We start from the raw sequence: 16,238 nt of genomic DNA on the forward strand, positions 1-16,238 counted from the left end.
CCGAGCGCATGGCGCTCAAACGCCCCGATCCAGGGCTCGGCCGCCGACGTCATCAAGGTCGCCATGCTCAACGTGGAGAAGGCGATCGCGGCCGAGGGGCTGGAGTCGCGGATGCTGCTGCAGGTGCACGACGAACTCGTGCTCGAGGTGGCGCCGGGGGAGAAGGACGCCCTGGAGACGCTGGTCCGCCGCGAGATGGCCGGTGCCGCCGAGCTGTCGGTGCCGCTGGAGGTCTCGGTCGGGTTCGGTCGCACCTGGAACGACGCCGCGCACTGACCCCCGGGGCAACCCTGCAGCTGAGGTCGAGCGTGAGACCTGTCCTCAGCCGGTCCGCGCGGGGCTGATGCGCTGCCAGCCGTGGACGACGCGGCCGGTCGCCGCGTCGAAGCGGTACCAGCTGCCCTGTCCCGGCTGGTCGTACCGGCGGTCGACGGGGACGCCGAGCAGGTGGCACAGCAGCAGTGCACCCACCGCGCCGTGGGCGACGACGGCGACGTCGCCCACCGCGGCCGCGACCGCCCGCTCGACGGCGCGCACGAAGCGCCGCTGGGCGTCGACCGCCCGCTCCCACCCGCGCACGCTCTCCTCGGGCCGCGCGAAGAACGCGTCCGCCACCGCCTCGAACTCGGCGGGCGGGAGGTAGCCCGTCGCCGAGCGGTCGTTCTCGCCCAGCTCCGGGTCGACCTCCACCGCCAGGCCGGTCGCCTCGGCGAGCGCCCCGGCCGTCTCCAGCGCCTTCCGCTCCGCGCTGCTGACGACAGCGGTCAGCGTGGGCACCCACGGCTGCGCGACCAGGTGGGTCAGGCGGGCGCGACCGTCGGCGGACAGGCCCCACTCGGGAACCGGCACGCCGGGGTCGACGGCGACCTCGGCGTGGGTCACCACGTAGATCTGCACGTCGGCAGTCAACCGCGCGCCGGCTGCCGGCGGGCAGGTCCGGGCCGCGACCCGGTCGGTGTCCTCACGTCGGCGCGTCGCGGACGGACCGTCCGGCGCACCGGGTCACGCGGGCGTGCGGCAGACCAGGATCAGCGTGCCGGGCACCAGGGCGCCGCGCTCGGGGGACCACTGGCCCCAGGTCTGGGTGCGGCTCGGCGTCCACTCCGGCTCGACCAGGTCCTCGAGGACCAGGCCCGCGCCGACCACCGCCCGGACCCAGTCGCCGACCGTGCGGTGGTGCTCGACGTAGACCGTGCGGCCCGAGCCGTCGGTCTCCACGTAGGGCCGCCGGTCGAAGTAGGACGAGGTGACCTGGAGGTCCTCGGGGTCGGGGGAGTCGGGGAACGGCCAGCGCATCGGGTGGTTCACCGACGCCACGAAACGCCCGCCGGGCCGCAGCACCCGGGCGACCTCGGTCAGCACCGCGTGCGCGTCCGCGACGAACGGCAGCCCGCCGAACGCCGAGCAGGCCAGGTCCGCCGAACCGGTCGCCAGCGGCAGCGCCCCGGCGTCGGCCTGCAGCAGCGGGACGTCGAGGCCGGTGGCCCGGTTGAGCTCGGCGGCGCGGGCCAGCATGCCGGCGGAGAGGTCCAGCGCGACGACGGCGGCGCCCTCACGGGCCAGCCAACGGGCGCACGGCGCCGAGCCGCAGCCGATCTCGACCACCCGGCGGCCGGCGACGTCGCCCAGCAGGCGGGCGTCGGCCTCGCGCAGCCCCTCGGGGCACCAGAGGAAGTCCGCGTCGCCGAGGTCGGAGCCGTGCTCGGCCAGGTAGGCGGGGGCGGCGGCGTCCCACCAGCGCCTGTTGGCGCGGGCGGACTCGTCCTGGCCCGCGGGGCGCCGGGCCACGCCGCCGGCGGCGGGGTAGCCGTCGCCGCCGAGGGGCAGACCGCCGGCGGGCGGGGGAGGGGTGCTCATGACACGCCGATGGTGACACGCCGCCGGGGCGGCCGGACGGCGCGCACCCAGGTGGACCCGGGCCTCCCGACGTCCGTACCATGAGGAATGCGCCAGAGGTCTGTCGTGGTTTTCCCCACACGGAACGCCAGAGCCGGCTTCCCCCGCTGAACCACCCTCGTGGTCCCGAGGCCACGGGGTTCCCTGTCCCTACGCATAAACCGTCCGGAGCAACCAACCACATGACCTCCACTCAGGTCCGTCCTTCCAGCACCCCCCAGGTCGCCGTCAACGACATCGGCAGCGAAGAGGACTTCCTCGCCGCCATCGACGCCACGATCAAGTACTTCAACGATGGCGACATCGTCGAGGGCGTCATCGTCAAGGTCGACCGGGACGAGGTGCTGCTGGACATCGGCTACAAGACCGAGGGCGTCATCCCCTCGCGCGAGCTCTCCATCAAGCACGACGTCGACCCGAACGAGGTCGTCAAGGTCGGCGACGAGGTGGAAGCCCTTGTTCTCCAGAAGGAGGACAAGGAAGGCCGGCTGATCCTCTCCAAGAAGCGCGCTCAGTACGAGCGCGCCTGGGGCACGATCGAGGCCAAGAAGGAAGCCGACGAGGTCGTCACCGGCACCGTCATCGAGGTCGTCAAGGGCGGCCTCATCCTGGACATCGGTCTCCGCGGGTTCCTCCCGGCCTCGCTGGTCGAGATGCGCCGCGTCCGCGACCTCCAGCCCTACGTGGGCCGCGAGCTCGAGGCGAAGATCATCGAGCTCGACAAGAACCGCAACAATGTCGTGCTCTCCCGTCGCCAGTGGCTGGAGCAGACCCAGTCCGAGGTGCGCAGCGAGTTCCTCAACAAGCTCGCCAAGGGCCAGGTCCGCACGGGCGTCGTCTCCTCGATCGTCAACTTCGGTGCGTTCGTGGACCTCGGCGGCGTCGACGGTCTGGTGCACGTCTCCGAGCTGTCGTGGAAGCACATCGACCACCCGTCCGAGGTCGTCGAGGTGGGCCAGGAGGTCACCGTCGAGGTCCTCGACGTCGACTTGGACCGCGAGCGGGTCTCCCTGTCGCTGAAGGCGACGCAGGAGGACCCGTGGCGTCAGTTCGCCCGCACGCACCAGATCGGTCAGGTCGTCCCGGGCAAGGTCACCAAGCTGGTTCCCTTCGGTGCGTTCGTGCGCGTCGACGAGGGCATCGAGGGCCTGGTGCACATCTCCGAGCTGGCCGAGCGCCACGTGGAGATCCCGGAGCAGGTCGTGCAGGTCGGCGACGAGCTCCTGGTCAAGGTCATCGACATCGACCTGGACCGCCGCCGCATCTCGCTGTCCCTGAAGCAGGCCAACGAGGGCGTCGTCGGCGACGAGGAGCAGTTCGACCCGGCCGCCTACGGCATGTCGGCGTCCTACGACGAGCAGGGCAACTACATCTACCCGGAGGGCTTCGACCCCGAGACGGGCGAGTGGCTCGAGGGCTTCGACGAGGCCCGCGAGACCTGGGAGCGGCAGTACGCCGAGGCCCAGGCTCGCTTCGAGGCGCACCGCAAGCAGATCGCGGCGGCCAAGGAGGCCGACGCCGAGGCTGCGGCCGGTGGCAGCTACTCCAGCGACGACGCTGCTGGTCCGGACGCCCCGGCCAGCACCGGCGGCACGCTGGCCAGCGACGAGGCCCTGGCCGCGCTGCGGGCCAAGCTCGCCGGCGGCGAGTGAGCAGCTAGCCCGGCGCCGAGCGCCCGGCACTGAACGACGGAGGCCCAGGACCCACGCGGTCCTGGGCCTCCGGCGTTCTCCGGGGGAGGTCACGACCCCGAGGACCGGACTCCGAAGACGACAGGCTCCGGCGACGACGACAGGCCCCGTGGACGGTCGTCCACGGGGCCTGTCGGATGCCGGCGCCGTCCCAGATCCCCCTGGGGCGGCGGGCGCTGCTCGGCTGCGGGGCGCGTGCGCGCCCGGCCGTCAGAGGCTGAGGATGATGGCGAACGCGGTGCGCGGGCGGCCGCCGTTGCCGGCGAGGAAGGTCCAGGTGTGCCGGCCGGCGGGCGGGGTCTGCACCAGCCAGCGCAGGAAGGCGTTGCGCGGCCCGGGCTGGGGGCGCTGGAACGCCATGCGCTCGCGGACGGCGGGGATGTCCGCGCAGCTGACGCCGTTGGTGGCGCCCATCCGGTGCCGTCCGGCGCCCCGGGAGGCTGCGCGGGTGGACGGGGTGCCGGCGGTGGTCCGGTGACGGGACATGGGGGGGCCTGCCTCTCTTCGGCGGGGAAGATCGCCGAGGCCGAAGTTAGCCGTGTGACTGGTGGGACTCGTGCGACGCGCCGGTGGGTGCGCGGTCGTGTTACCTCTCCGTGACCTCCGACGGCGCCGGTCGCTACTCTGCGCACATGCTGCGGATCGGACTGACCGGTGGGATCGGCTCGGGGAAGAGCACGGTCTCGGCCCTGCTCGACGCCCGGGGCGCGGTGATCGTCGATGCCGACCGCATCGCCAGGGAGGTCGTCGAGCCGGGCACGCCCGGGTTGGCCGCGGTCGTCGAGGCGTTCGGGGACGGCGTGCTCGCCGCCGACGGCTCGTTGGACCGGCCGGCGCTGGCCGCCATCGTGTTCGCCGACCCCGCGGCGCGCGCCCGGCTGGACGCGATCGTCCACCCGCTGGTCCGCGACCGGGCGCTCGAGCTGACCGCTGCCGCGGCGCCGGACGCCGTCCTGGTCAACGACGTCCCGCTGCTCGTGGAGACCGGTCAGGCGAGCAGCTACGACCTGGTCCTGGTGGTGGAGGCCGACCTCGGGACCCGGCTGGCGCGGCTCGTGGAGCGCGGCATGACCGAGGAGGACGCGCGGGCGCGCATCGCCGCGCAGGCGACCGACGAGCAGCGCCGGGAGGTCGCCGACGTGGTGCTGGACAACAGCGGCACGCGCGAGGAGCTGGCCGCGCAGGTCGACCGGTTCTGGGGGGAGCGGGTCGAGCCGGCCCGTGGCTGATCCCGGGTCGCGGGCGCGGCGGCGCGAACGGGGCCGGCTCGAGGCCCTCGTCGGGGTCGACCTGCGGCCGGTGGCGGAGGGAGTCCTCTCCCGGCTGGTCGCGGCCGCTCTCGAGGGTGCCTCGGCCGACGAGGTGACCCCGCCGGTCACCCCCGGCCCTGGGTGGAGCCCGGAGCGGGTCGAGTGGCTGCGGGCGTTCCACCGGGACCGGCGGGCCGGGCTCGACGGGCCCGCCGGTGAGGTCACCTGGGCCGTCGTCGAGTTCGCCCCGGGGGAGGACCAGGACACCGGCCGCGTCCTCGGCTCCGTGCGGCTGCGCCGGACCGGCGAGCCCGGCGGGTTCGAGACCGGGATCTGGCTCGTGCGCGACGCCCGGGGGCGGGGGGTCGGCACGACGGCGGTGCGGCTGCTCCTGGAACGGGCCCGGGAGGCCGGTGCGGCGACGGTGCGGGCCGACACGACGACCGGCAACGCAGGCGCCGTCGCGCTGCTGCGGGCACTGGGGTTCAGCACGACCGTCCAGGGTGAGCGCGTCCGGGCGGAGCTGACGCTCGGCTGAGGTGGCCGGAGGGCCCCGGAACGGAAGAACCCCAGGCGCCCGGTGGGCTCCTGGGGTTCTCGTGGTGGGCGATACTGGGATCGAACCAGTGACCTCTTCCGTGTCAGGGAAGCGCGCTACCGCTGCGCCAATCGCCCGGCCCGGTCTCGCGACCGGTCCCTCCTCCGCGCTCGTGCTCCGCGGAGGAGAACGAGGTGGAGACGGGATTTGAACCCGTGTAGACGGCTTTGCAGGCCGTTGCCTCGCCTCTCGGCCACTCCACCGCACGCGGGCGCCGATCTCGCGATCAGCGCCCGAGGTTCCGAGCGGATGACGGGATTCGAACCCGCGACCCTCACCTTGGCAAGGTGATGCTCTACCACTGAGCCACATCCGCACTGCGTTGTTGCGAGGAGAACGTTACCTGACGGCCTTTCGGCGTCCAACGAGGGGGGGTCCCCCGCTGCGTCGCGCGCCGGCACTGCAGGAGCGTTCCCGCAGGTCAACGCCCCGTCGGGTCTGCTCCGCCGTTGGACAGCAGGACGTGCAGCTCGTCGTCGAGGCGCAGCAGCTCGCTCTCCGAACCCGACGGCACCAACGCCTCGGTCTGCCGCAGGAAGCTTGCGACGACGGCGCGGGACAGCTCGAACAGCGCCTCGCCACGAGGGGGCGCGCAGGTGCAGGAAGAGCACGTCGCTGGCCGCGTGCGCGGGCCAGACGCGGACGTCACCCTCGCCCGACGGGCGGTCGAGGCCCACCTGGAGCAGCTCGCGGCTGACCAGCCAGGCGATGCCCTCGTCGGTGTCGACGGTGCCGCTGTCGTCGCCGATGTCGCCGAAGGCGATGCGGACCGCGAACGGGTCCGCCGCGTCGTAGCAGAGGAGGGGCGGCACCTCGGTCCACGATTGCGGACCGATCAGCTGCAGCGTGACGGGGGACGTGTGACCGGGATTCCAGCGGCTGGCCATGTCAGGTCAACGACATCCCGCTCGGGGAGTGACGCAGCTCGTCACTCCAGTCACACCCGCCACACCGGCCACGCCTGTCGGTCATGCAAAGGTGTGTGTCCGCCGAGGACGGTTCGGAAACGGGTTTGGTGCAGTCGGGACGGAAGAGGTTGCGCGGGGGCCACTGCCCGCAAGGCCCCCGACGTAGGCTGCGGAGGTCGTCCGGGGGACCGATACCGGTACGACGCAGCCTTGACCTGGAAGGTGACCCGCTGAGCGGACAGGAGACCGTGGCCACGCCGGACCGGCACCCGAAGCGGGAGACCGGCACCGAGCGGCGCGCCCGGTACGACGCGGACGACACGGACAGCCTGCGCGAGCGGGTCGCCGACGCGCGCTGGCGCCGCCGGATCGCGGCGCGGCGCAGCACCAACCACGCCTACCGGGTCGGGGTCGGGGTCGTCGGTGGTGTCGTGGTGGCGTTCGGGCTGGTCACCATCCCGCTGCCCGGGCCGGGCTGGCTGACCGTCATCGCAGGCCTCTTCGTGCTGGCCACCGAGTTCACCTGGGCTGAGCGGCTGCTCGAGTTCACCCGCGAGCGGGTGGCCCGCTGGACCGCGTGGGTCGGGGCGCAGCCGGTGTGGGTGCGCGGCCTGCTGGGGCTCGCCACGGCCGCCTGCGTGTACGGCGCCCTGGTCGTCACGCTGCACGTCGTGGGCGTTCCCGGGTGGATGCCGGGGTGGGTGCCGCTCTGGCGCTGAGCGTCTGGCAGAATGGCACCGCGGTCGCGAGCGGCCGCGCCGGGCGATTGGCTCAGTGGTAGAGCGCTTCGTTCACACCGAAGAGGTCACTGGTTCGAACCCAGTATCGCCCACCGGCACGCAGGGCCAGGTCACCCCGGGAACGGGTGGACCTGGCCCTTCGTCGTTCCCGGGGTGGCCGCTCAGCGGGCCCGGTAGTGGGCGTGCACGAGCCCGCTGGCGAACGCCTTCTCGCCGACCAGCTCGAGGTCCAGGCGGACGCCGTCGGGGAAGAAGCGGGTGCCGGCGCCGACCACGCTGGTCGTGGTGAACAGGTGGTAGTCGTCCACCAGGCCGGCCGCGATCGCCTGGGCGGCCAGGGTCGGGCCGTCGACGGAGAGGTCGGCGTCGGAGGCCGCCTTGAGCCGGCGCACCGCCTCGGGGTCGAAGGTGCGCTCGATCCGCGTGCGCGCGCTCGACACGTCCTCCAGCGTCGTGGAGTAGACGACCTTCTGCGCCGCCTGCCAGTCCCGCGCGTACTGCACGATGTGCGGCGGGGCGCCCGGCTCGGCGTGCGCGGTCTCCCAGAAGACCATCGTCTCGTACATGCGCCGGCCGTAGAGGTACGTGCCCAGGTCGCGGAAGAGGTCGCCGATGTAGGTGTGCACCTCCTCGTCCTCGGCGCCGCGACCGAGGTCGCCGTCCGCCGCCACGGCGTAGCCGTCGAGCGAGGTCACCATCCCGTACACGAGCCTGCCCATGCGTTCCTCCCGGTCCGAGCGCTGCGGCTCCGGTCTCCTGCCGCTCCGACCGGAGCCGGCCCGGGAACTGAGCGGTCGCGCGGGGCGGGTCAGCCGTAGCGGACCAGTCGCACCATCCCGTCCTCCATGTGGTGGTGGTTGTGGCAGTGGAACAGCCAGTCGCCGGGGTTGGTGGCCAGGAAGTCGAAGGTCACCTCGCCCCCGCGCGCCGGGACGGTGACGGTGTCCTTGACCGGGCCGCGGCCCGTGGGGGTGAGGACCTGGAAGTGGTGGCCGTGCAGGTGCATCGGGTGCCACTTCGCGCTGGTGTTGCGCATCGAGATCCGCACCCACTCGCCCTCGGCGACCGGCAGTGGATCGGCGTCGGGGTAGCTCTGGCCACCGATCTGGGTGCCCGAGAGCTCCAGCTCGAAGCGCCGGTCGGGCTCACCCGAGGGCAGCGGCAGCGGCTCGCGCGCCAGCAGGTCGGCGTAGGACGCCAGCCGGCCGTCCAGCTCGGCGGGCCGCTCGGCGACGGCCGGCGGCGACGACGCCTCGCTTCCGTCGTACCGGAGCAGGGCCCGCCCCCAGCCCGTGCGCCCCTCGGCCTGGACGCCGATCTGCCACACGCCCCCGGCCTGGTCGCACTCGACGAGCACGTCGTACCGCTCGCCCATGCCCAGCCGCAGCGCCTCGACGGTGACCGGCTCGACCGGCATGCCGTCGGTGTGGGTGACCGTCAGCCGGTGCCCGGCGACGGCGAACCGGAAGCCGGTGTCGGCCGCGATGTTCATGACCCGCAGGCGCAGCCGGTCGCCCGGCCGGGTCGTGAGCACCGGGGCGTCCTCGGGAGGACGGCCGTTGACCAGCAGCAGCGGGTACGAGCGCCCGCCGAAGGAGACCGCGTCGCCGGGGTCCTCGTCGGCACCCGGCGCGGCGCCCGGCCCGGCGTCCGGACCGGGAGCCGGCCCGTGCCCGCCGTGGGCGTCCACGCCGTCCCGCCAGTCGTCGAGCATCAGGACGTGCTCGCGGTCGTAGGAGAGCTCCTCCGACCGGGGCTCCACGACCAGCGGGCCGTAGAGCCCGCGGTCCAGCTGCATGCCGACGTGCGCGTGGTACATGAACGACCCGGGCACCGGCGTCGTGAACTCGTAGGTGAACCGCCCGCCGGGCACGACCGGGTCCTGGGTCACCCGCGGCACGCCGTCCATCCGGTTGGGCGGTGCCAGCCCGTGCCAGTGGATGGTCGTGTCCTCGGGCAGCGCGTTGTCCAGCTCCACCCGCAGCACGTCTCCGGCCCGGAGCCGGATCTCCGGACCGGGCAGCGTGCCGTACCCCCACGTCGGGATCTCGTGCCCGGCGAGGTCCACCCGCATCGGCGCGGCCGTCAGCCGCAGCGCCCCCGGGGCCGGGGGAGCCGCGGCCGACGGGCCTCGGCCGCTGCAGCCGGGCAGCAGGGCCAGCCCGGCCGCGGCGGCGCTCAGCCCCAGGAACCGGCGTCGGGTCGCCGTCACCAGCGGTCCGTGGTCACTCGGCGGTGAACTCGGCGAACATGCCCATCGTGAAGTGCGGGGCACCCATCCCCGGCATCTCCGTGCTCATCGTCCCCTCGGGGATGAAGCAGGCGGCGCCGTACCGGCCGGCGTCCATGCGCAGGAAGGTCGTCTCCGACTGCCCCGGCTCGACGACGGTGACGCCCTTGAGCTCCAGCTTGGAGAAGACCTCCTCCTCGGGGAGGGTGAGCAGCGCCTCGATGGGGTCGGTGACGTCGTCGTTGATGCGCGCGATGCCGATCTCGTGCAGCTCGGTGCCCTCGTTGGTCAGGGTGACCGCGACGACGCCGGCCGGCACGGAGTCCGGCAACCCCTCGTACTCGAAGTCCACGCCGGTCGCCTCCACCTGCTCGAAGCCGCACTCGGCGAGCATGTACTCGTCGATGGCGTCGTCGGCCTGCTGGAACTCGGGGCTCTCCAGGCCCGACGGGTCGCCACCGGAGAGCGCCTCGCGCACGAGCCCCGCGGCGGTGTCGACGTCCTCGGAAATCTCCTCCGGCGCGTTCTCCTCGACGTCGGCCAGCAGCGGCTCGACGGTCGCGCCGAACTCCTCCAGCGCGGCCTGCTGCTCCTCGGGCGGGGCGGTCTCGTCGATCGGGGGACCGAGGGAGAAGGCGCCCTCGAGGTCCACCGACGCCTCGCAGAACGCGGCCGGGTCGGCGGCGGCCGCCGACTCGCTGGTCTCCGACGCGCTGGTCTCCGAGGAGGCCTGCGCGTCGTCGCCGTCGTCGTCGGAACCGCAGGCGGCCAGGGCGGTGGCCATCAGCAGTGCAGCACCCCCCGAGGCCCATCGCCGCACCCGCCGGGTCCGTCCCGTCATCTCGTCCTCGCCTTCGACCTGGGCGGACGGCGCGGTGCCGCCCGCTCTGCCGCGGAAGGGTGGAGGGCAGGCGGCACGCGGAGGGCGCTCCGTGTTCCACCGGTGTAGTCACTCCATCCGCACCCCCGCGAGGCGGCACGCCTCGTGCCCGCTCCCTCACCGGACGTGCCCGACGAGGAAGCCGGTGGGCTCCGGGGGGACGATCGGACCGTGACGACGACGACGGCCGGGCACGTGGCGGGCATCTGGATCTACCCGGTGAAGTCCCTCGGCGGCACCGCGCGCGAGCGGGTGCGGCTGGCGGCCTCGGGGCCCGAGGGGGACCGCGCCTGGGCGGTGGTCGACGCGGGCACGGGCGAGGTGGTGCGGGGCAAGCACGCGCCCGCGCTCGCCGGCATCGCGCCCAGCGGCGACCCGGACGCCGACGCGCGGGCCGTCGCCGCGGCGCTGGGCCGGGGCGTGCGGCTGCAGGCGGCGGAGGGATCGGCCGCCGACGCCGCCGCGGTGCACCTGGTCTCCCGGCAGGCGATCGACCGCGCCGTCACCGGCGACGTCCCGGAGGGCTGCTCGGCGGACGACCCGCGCGCCAACCTGGTGCTCGACCTGCCCGACGGGGAGGACGAGCGCACCTGGGTGGGCCGCACGCTGCGGATCGGGAGCGCCGAGCTCGCCGTGACCCGTACACCGAAGCACTGCCTGGGCGTCTACGCCGAGGTGCGCCGGCCCGGCGAGGTGTCCGTCGGCGACGCCGTCCTGCTCTAGCGTCCGCTCGTGCCCCGCCGATCCGTCGTCGTCGCCGCGCTCGCGGTGCTGCTGGCCGCCGGGTGCTCCGGTGGGCCGTCCCGGGAGGCGGCGGCGCCCGGGACCACGACCGCGCCCGCGCCCCCGGCGCCGGAGAGCGTCACGCTGCTGGCCACCGGCGACGTGCTGGTGCACCAGGAACGGTCGCTCACGCGGGGCGCGCGGCAGCCGGACGGCTCCTACGACTTCTCCGGCGTGCTGGCTCCCGTCTCCGGGCTGATCGGGGACGCCGACCTCGCCGTCTGCCACCTGGAGACCCCGGTCGCGGCGGCCGGCGGGCCCTACCGCGGCTACCCGAGCTTCGCGGTGCAGCCCGAGATCGTCGACGCCCTCGCGGGCGCCGGGTACGACGTCTGCTCCACCGCCTCCAACCACTCCCTCGACGACGGCTTCGAGGGGCTCACCCGCACGCTGGACGAGCTGGACGCGGTGGGGATCGCGCACACGGGGACGCATCGCAGCGATCAGGCGAGCGCCGAGCCGACGATCGTGGAGCGGGCCGGTGTCCGGGTGGGGTTCGTCGCGGCCACCTTCGGCCTCAACGGGGTGCCGCTCCCGGACGGCCGGGAGTGGGCGGTCGACGTGGCCGCGGTGCCGGACGTCGACGGGATGCTGGCGGCGGCGTCCCGCGCCCGCGCGGCAGGTGCCGACGTCGTCGTCGCCAGCCTGCACTGCTGCCGGGAGTACGAGCAGGACCCGACCGACGAGCAGGTGGCCGCCGTCCGCACGCTGCTGGCCTCCCCGGACGTCGACCTGGTGCTGGGCCACCACGCGCACGTCGTGCAGCCGTTCGAGCGGATCGACGGCGAGTGGGTCGCCTACGGGTTGGGCAACCACCTCGCCGAGCACTCCACGCGGGGCTACCCGACGGAGGACTCGGTGGCCGCCCGGTTCACCTTCACCCGGGGTCCCGACGGGCGGTTCACCGTGTCGCGCGCCGAGGCGGTGCCGTTGCGGATCGAGATCGCCGAGGACGGCGTCCGCGTCGTGCCGGCCGACCCGGCGAGCGCCGCCCGGATCGCCGAGGTGCTGGACCGGCGGGGCGCGCGGGCCGCCGGACTGGAAGTACTCCCGGGGTGAGGGCGGTCGCGCACTAGTCTCGGGAGGTCCGTCCCCCGAACTCCTGGAGTGCTCTCGTGTCGACCCCGCCCTCGCCCACCGCCGTCGGATCCGTGCGGGTGCCGGCCGGGACGACGGCGGTGCAGGCGCTCAAGGACGCAGGCCTCCCGCTCAAGGGTCCCGACGGCGCCGTCGTCGTCCGGGACGTGGCCTCCGGTGAGCTCAAGGACCTCGCCTGGGCCCCGGAGGCCGACGCCGAGGTGGAGCCGGTCGCGGCGTCCAGCGCGGACGGCCGGGCCGTCATCCGGCACTCGACCGCGCACGTCCTGGCGCAGGCGGTGCAGGAGCTCTTCCCCGGCACCTCGCTGGGCATCGGGCCGCCGGTGGAGAACGGCTTCTACTACGACTTCGACCCCGAGCGGCCCTTCACCCCCGAGGACCTCGCGGCGCTCGAGAAGAAGATGACCGAGATCGTCCGCGCGGGGCAGCACTTCGCCCGCCGGGAGATCAGCGACGCCGACGCGCAGGCCGAGCTCGCGCACGAGCCGTACAAGCTCGAGCTGATCGGGCTCAAGGGCGGCGCCGGCGACACCGAGGGCGCCGACGTGGAGGTCGGCGGCGCCCAGCTGACCATGTACGACAACCTCGACGCGCGCAGCGGTGAGCGGGTCTGGACCGACCTGTGCCGCGGCCCGCACCTGCCGCGCACCAACGCGATCCCGGCGTTCAGCCTCACCCGCAGCGCGGCCGCCTACTGGCGCGGCAGCGAGAAGAACCCGCAGCTGCAGCGCATCTACGGCACCGCGTGGGAGAGCAAGGACGCCCACAAGGCCTACCTGCAGCAGCTGGCCGAGGCCGAGCGCCGCGACCACCGCCGGCTCGGCGTCGAGCTGGACCTCTTCAGCTTCCCCGACGAGATCGGGTCCGGCCTGGCGGTCTTCCACCCCAAGGGCGGGGTGGTGAAGCGCGAGATGGAGGACTACGTCCGCGCGCGCCACCTGGAGGAGGGCTTCGACTACGTCGGCACCCCGCACATCAGCAAGCGCGGGCTCTTCGAGACCTCCGGGCACCTGCCGTACTACGAGGACACGATGTTCCCCGGCATGGAGCTGGAGAACAGCGAGTACTTCCTCAAGGCCATGAACTGCCCGATGCACAACCTGATCTTCCGGTCGCGCGGGCGGTCCTACCGCGAGCTGCCGCTGCGGTTCTTCGAGTTCGGCTCGGTGTACCGCTTCGAGAAGTCCGGCGTCGTCCACGGCCTCACCCGCGTGCGCGGGCTGACCCAGGACGACTCGCACAGCTACGTCACCCCGGAGCAGGCACCGGGCGAGGTCCGCCACCTGCTGTCCTTCGTGCTCGGCCTGCTGCGCGACTTCGGCCTCGACGACTACTACCTGGAGCTGTCCACCCGCGACGACGGGCCGAAGTTCATCGGCTCGGACGAGGAGTGGGCGGTCGCGACGCAGGTGCTGGAGGACGCCGCGCGGGAGACCGGGCTCGAGCTGGTCCCCGACCCGGGCGGCGCGGCCTACTACGGCCCGAAGATCTCCGTGCAGGCCCGCGACGCCATCGGCCGGACCTGGCAGATGTCGACCATCCAGTACGACTTCAACCAGCCGGCGCGCTTCGGCCTGGAGTACACCTCCGCCGACGGCGGCCGGCAGCAGCCGGTGATGATCCACTCGGCGAAGTTCGGCTCCATCGAGCGCTTCTTCGGCGTCCTGACCGAGCACTACGCCGGCGCCTTCCCGGCGTGGTTGGCACCGGTGCAGGTCGTCGGCATCCCGATCACCGACGAGCAGGTGCCCTACCTGACCGACGTGGCCGCGAAGCTCCGGCGGCGCGGCGTCCGCGTCGAGCTCGACGACTCCGACGACCGGATGCAGAAGAAGATCCGCACCGCGAGCAAGCAGAAGATCCCGTTCGTGCTCATCGCCGGGGCGACCGACGCCGAGGCCGGTGCGGTGTCCTTCCGCTACCGCGACGGCAGCCAGCGCAACGGCGTCCCCGTGGACGAGGCCGTCGAGCAGGTCGTCGCGTGGATCGCGGCCCGGACGAACGCCGACCCGTCGGCGGCCGACGAGACCGGGACCGTGGTCGCCGGATGAGCGAGGCCTTCGAGCACCTGTGGACGCCCTACCGGATGGCCTACATCCGCGGCGAGGGCAAGCCCACCGGGGCGCACGACTGCCCCTTCTGCGTCATCCCGTCGATGAGCGACGAGGACGGCCTGATCGTGGCCCGGGGGACCGCGGTCTACGCGGTGCTCAACCTGTACCCGTACAACGCCGGCCACCTGATGGTCGTGCCGTACCGGCACGTGCCCGACTACACCGACCTGACCGTCGAGGAGGTCGCCGAGCTCGGGGCGGTCACCCAGACGGCGATGCGCGTGGTCCGCGAGGTCGCCGGCGCGCACGGGTTCAACATCGGGATGAACCAGGGCTCGGTCGCCGGGGCCGGCATCGCCGACCACCTGCACCAGCACGCCGTCCCGCGCTGGGGCGGGGACACCAACTTCATGCCGGTCGTCGGGCTGACCCGCGTGCTGCCCCAGGTGCTGCGGGAGACCCGCGACCTGCTCGCCGCCGCCTGGCCCGGGGAGGGCTGATGCTCGGCGTCAACGCGCGCCCCGCCGTCGCCAAGGTGCTGGCGCCGATCGTGCCCGGGCTCTCCCGCGCCGGGATCACCCCCGACATGGTGACCGTCACCGGGACCCTCGGGGCGGTCCTGTCCGCGGTGTTCCTCATCGGGAACGGCTTCCTCTTCTGGGGCGCCTTCGCGGTCTGGATGTTCGTGATGCTGGACATGCTCGACGGCGCGCTGGCCCGCGCCCGGGGCGGCGGCACCGTGTTCGGCGCGGTGCTGGACTCCGTGGGCGACCGCGCCGCCGACGCCGCGATCTTCGCCGCGCTGGCCTGGTGGTTCTCCGGCGAGGGGGACAACCGGCTGATCGTGCTGCTGGCGCTCGTCTGCCTGGTCCTCGGTGTCCTGACCAGCTACATCAAGGCCCGTGCCGAGGGCGTGGGGCTGTCCTGCGACGTCGGCATCGTCGAGCGCACCGAGCGGCTGATCATCGTCCTCGTGGGCACCGGGTTCACCGGCCTGGGCATCCCGTACTCGCTGCACGTGGCCCTGGTCGTCCTGGTCGCCGGCAGCGCGGTCACCGTCGCGCAGCGGATGCTCGCCGTCCGCCGGGGTGCCGCGGGCGCCCCGCTGCCCTCGTCCCCGCCGAAGCCGTGACCGCACCCGCGGGGCTGCGCAGCCGGATCACCGGCCGGCTGACCGACGCGGGGTACGCGGCCGGCTGGCGGGCGGTCCGCATGCTGCCCGAGCCGCTGGCGCGGTCCGGGTTCGAGGCCGGCGGGCGCTGGGCGGCCGGCCGGGACGGCGCCGGGGTGCGCCAGCTGCGGGCCAACCTGCGGGTGGCCACGGGCGGCACGCTGTCCGAGGCCGAGCTCGACGAGCTGCACCGCCGGGCGATGGCCTCCTACGCGCGCTACTGGCAGGAGGCGTTCCGGCTGCCCACGCTGGGCATCGACCGCATCCGCCGGGACACCCGGGTGCCCGGTTTCGAGCACGTGGAGCGCGCGCGGGCCGAGGGCCGCGGGGTGGTCCTCGCGCTCCCGCACAGCGGCAACTGGGACGCCGCCGGCGCCTGGCTGGCCGACCGCCTGGGCACCCCGTTCCTCACCATCGCCGAGCGGCTCAAGCCGGAGTCGCTGTACCGCCGCTTCCTGGAGTACCGCGAGGGCCTGGGCATGAAGGTCACCCCGCTCACCGGCGGGCCCCGGCCGGGCTCGGAGGTGCTCCGCCAGTGGCTCGCCGAGGGCGGGGTCAGCTGCCTGCTGGTCGACCGCAACTTCGGCACCGGTGGCGTGAGCGTCGAGTTCTTCGGCCGCCCGGCCCTGCTGCCCAGCGGGGCCGCGCTGCTGGCCGCCCGCACGGGGGCCGCGCTGTTGCCGGCCGTGCCGCGCTTCGACGGCGCGGGCTGGCACGTCCAGGTGCACCCCGAGGTGCCGGTGACGGGGGAGGGGCGCCTCGCCACCCGGGTCACCGACGCGATGCAGGCCGTCGCCGACGTCTTCACCGAGGGCCTGGGCCGGCACCCCGAGGACTGGCACATGCTGGGTCGGATCTGGGCCGACGTCCCGCCCGACCCGCCGCGACGGGCGGTCCCCGCGGGGGAGGAGGGCTGATGCGGATCGGACTGGTCTGCCC

18 protein-coding genes, 4 tRNA genes and 1 pseudogene are annotated in these 16,238 nt (G+C 73.9%); 12 read left to right on the plus strand and 11 right to left on the minus strand.

Annotation, left to right across the window (positions count from 1 at the left end):
- The first annotated feature begins 63 nt into the window (after positions 1-63).
- Positions 64-276: a DNA polymerase gene (locus tag JKP75_RS23745; RefSeq protein WP_309229688.1), complete on the plus strand. Its 213-nt coding sequence runs from the start codon at positions 64-66 to the stop codon at positions 274-276.
- A 45-nt stretch (positions 277-321) separates the two neighbouring features.
- On the opposite strand, the gene JKP75_RS07820 is transcribed toward JKP75_RS23745, so the two are convergent.
- Positions 322-897, minus strand: a complete 576-nt coding sequence (locus tag JKP75_RS07820) for a histidine phosphatase family protein (RefSeq protein ID WP_200491897.1) — start codon at positions 895-897, stop codon at positions 322-324.
- 105 nt (positions 898-1,002) lie between these two features.
- Positions 1,003-1,857 carry a class I SAM-dependent methyltransferase gene (locus tag JKP75_RS07825; protein ID WP_200491896.1) on the minus strand — a complete coding sequence of 285 codons (855 nt, stop codon included), beginning with the start codon at positions 1,855-1,857 and terminating at the stop codon, positions 1,003-1,005.
- Between the two features lie 221 nt (positions 1,858-2,078).
- On the opposite strand from JKP75_RS07825, the gene rpsA reads away from it, so the two are divergent.
- A complete protein-coding gene (gene rpsA / locus JKP75_RS07830) occupies positions 2,079-3,548 on the plus strand; it encodes a 30S ribosomal protein S1 (protein ID WP_200491895.1) in 1,470 nt (489 codons plus the stop codon).
- 249 nt (positions 3,549-3,797) lie between these two features.
- On the opposite strand, the gene JKP75_RS07835 is transcribed toward rpsA, so the two are convergent.
- Positions 3,798-4,073: a hypothetical protein gene (locus tag JKP75_RS07835; protein ID WP_200491894.1), complete on the minus strand. Its 276-nt coding sequence runs from the start codon at positions 4,071-4,073 to the stop codon at positions 3,798-3,800.
- 146 nt (positions 4,074-4,219) lie between these two features.
- Here JKP75_RS07835 and coaE point away from each other — a divergent pair, with 146 nt between their 5' ends.
- Entirely contained in the window at positions 4,220-4,816 is a 597-nt protein-coding gene (gene coaE, locus JKP75_RS07840; protein WP_200491893.1) for a dephospho-CoA kinase, read from the plus strand.
- Positions 4,809-5,375, plus strand: a complete 567-nt coding sequence (locus JKP75_RS07845; protein ID WP_309229631.1) for a GNAT family N-acetyltransferase — start codon at positions 4,809-4,811, stop codon at positions 5,373-5,375. Before coaE ends, JKP75_RS07845 begins: the two co-directional genes overlap by 8 nt.
- Positions 5,376-5,437: 62 nt before the next feature.
- Here the strand turns inward: JKP75_RS07845 and JKP75_RS07850 are convergent.
- The 5 genes and pseudogenes from JKP75_RS07850 to JKP75_RS20895 all read right to left on the minus strand — a co-directional run.
- Positions 5,438-5,512 (minus strand) — tRNA-Val (locus tag JKP75_RS07850).
- Between the two features lie 55 nt (positions 5,513-5,567).
- A tRNA-Cys gene (locus JKP75_RS07855) sits at positions 5,568-5,638 on the minus strand.
- Between the two features lie 41 nt (positions 5,639-5,679).
- Positions 5,680-5,751 (minus strand) — tRNA-Gly (locus JKP75_RS07860).
- Between the two features lie 105 nt (positions 5,752-5,856).
- Complete coding sequence (locus JKP75_RS20890; protein WP_242472827.1) at positions 5,857-6,084, minus strand: SsgA family sporulation/cell division regulator; 228 nt, start codon at positions 6,082-6,084, stop codon at positions 5,857-5,859.
- A pseudogene (locus JKP75_RS20895) lies at positions 6,059-6,322 on the minus strand (SsgA family sporulation/cell division regulator); the annotation flags it as partial. The gene JKP75_RS20890 and the pseudogene JKP75_RS20895, both read right to left, overlap by 26 nt.
- Before the next feature lie 269 nt (positions 6,323-6,591).
- Here JKP75_RS20895 and JKP75_RS20900 point away from each other — a divergent pair.
- Both JKP75_RS20900 and JKP75_RS07875 read left to right on the plus strand, forming a co-directional pair.
- Entirely contained in the window at positions 6,592-7,062 is a 471-nt protein-coding gene (locus JKP75_RS20900) for a TIGR02611 family protein (protein ID WP_309229632.1), read from the plus strand.
- A gap of 41 nt (positions 7,063-7,103) precedes the next feature.
- Positions 7,104-7,175: transfer RNA gene (locus JKP75_RS07875), tRNA-Val, on the plus strand.
- A gap of 69 nt (positions 7,176-7,244) precedes the next feature.
- Here the strand turns inward: JKP75_RS07875 and JKP75_RS07880 are convergent.
- The 3 genes from JKP75_RS07880 to JKP75_RS07890 form a co-directional block, all read right to left on the minus strand.
- The gene (locus JKP75_RS07880; protein ID WP_200491890.1) at positions 7,245-7,802 is read right to left on the minus strand and encodes a dihydrofolate reductase family protein; all 558 of its coding nucleotides are present in this window, start codon (positions 7,800-7,802) and stop codon (positions 7,245-7,247) included.
- Between the two features lie 89 nt (positions 7,803-7,891).
- The gene (locus JKP75_RS07885) at positions 7,892-9,295 is read right to left on the minus strand and encodes a multicopper oxidase family protein (protein ID WP_309229633.1); all 1,404 of its coding nucleotides are present in this window, start codon (positions 9,293-9,295) and stop codon (positions 7,892-7,894) included.
- 13 nt (positions 9,296-9,308) lie between these two features.
- Complete coding sequence (locus JKP75_RS07890) at positions 9,309-10,097, minus strand: hypothetical protein (protein WP_200491889.1); 789 nt, start codon at positions 10,095-10,097, stop codon at positions 9,309-9,311.
- Between the two features lie 267 nt (positions 10,098-10,364).
- Between JKP75_RS07890 and JKP75_RS07895 the strand changes: the two genes are divergently transcribed.
- From JKP75_RS07895 to JKP75_RS07920, 6 genes are read left to right on the plus strand one after another with little or no spacing between them, the layout of a single operon-like run.
- Entirely contained in the window at positions 10,365-10,916 is a 552-nt protein-coding gene (locus JKP75_RS07895; RefSeq protein ID WP_200491888.1) for an MOSC N-terminal beta barrel domain-containing protein, read from the plus strand.
- A 9-nt stretch (positions 10,917-10,925) separates the two neighbouring features.
- Complete coding sequence (locus tag JKP75_RS07900; RefSeq protein ID WP_200492910.1) at positions 10,926-12,035, plus strand: CapA family protein; 1,110 nt, start codon at positions 10,926-10,928, stop codon at positions 12,033-12,035.
- Positions 12,036-12,091: 56 nt separating this feature from the next.
- Positions 12,092-14,125 (plus strand): threonine--tRNA ligase, encoded by a 2,034-nt coding sequence (gene thrS / locus JKP75_RS07905; RefSeq protein WP_309229634.1) that lies wholly within the window; start codon positions 12,092-12,094, stop codon positions 14,123-14,125.
- The gene (locus tag JKP75_RS07910; protein ID WP_200491887.1) at positions 14,122-14,628 is read left to right on the plus strand and encodes an HIT domain-containing protein; all 507 of its coding nucleotides are present in this window, start codon (positions 14,122-14,124) and stop codon (positions 14,626-14,628) included. The genes thrS and JKP75_RS07910 overlap by 4 nt, the downstream gene beginning before the upstream one ends.
- Positions 14,628-15,260 carry a phosphatidylinositol phosphate synthase gene (pgsA, locus tag JKP75_RS07915; RefSeq protein ID WP_200492911.1) on the plus strand — a complete coding sequence of 211 codons (633 nt, stop codon included), beginning with the start codon at positions 14,628-14,630 and terminating at the stop codon, positions 15,258-15,260. The genes JKP75_RS07910 and pgsA overlap by 1 nt, the downstream gene beginning before the upstream one ends.
- Positions 15,257-16,216 carry a phosphatidylinositol mannoside acyltransferase gene (locus JKP75_RS07920; RefSeq protein ID WP_200491886.1) on the plus strand — a complete coding sequence of 320 codons (960 nt, stop codon included), beginning with the start codon at positions 15,257-15,259 and terminating at the stop codon, positions 16,214-16,216. The genes pgsA and JKP75_RS07920 overlap by 4 nt, the downstream gene beginning before the upstream one ends.
- The last annotated feature ends 22 nt before the right edge of the window (positions 16,217-16,238 follow it).

It is taken from the genome of Blastococcus sp. TML/M2B, assembly GCF_016612865.1.
Lineage (GTDB): Bacteria > Actinomycetota > Actinomycetes > Mycobacteriales > Geodermatophilaceae > Blastococcus.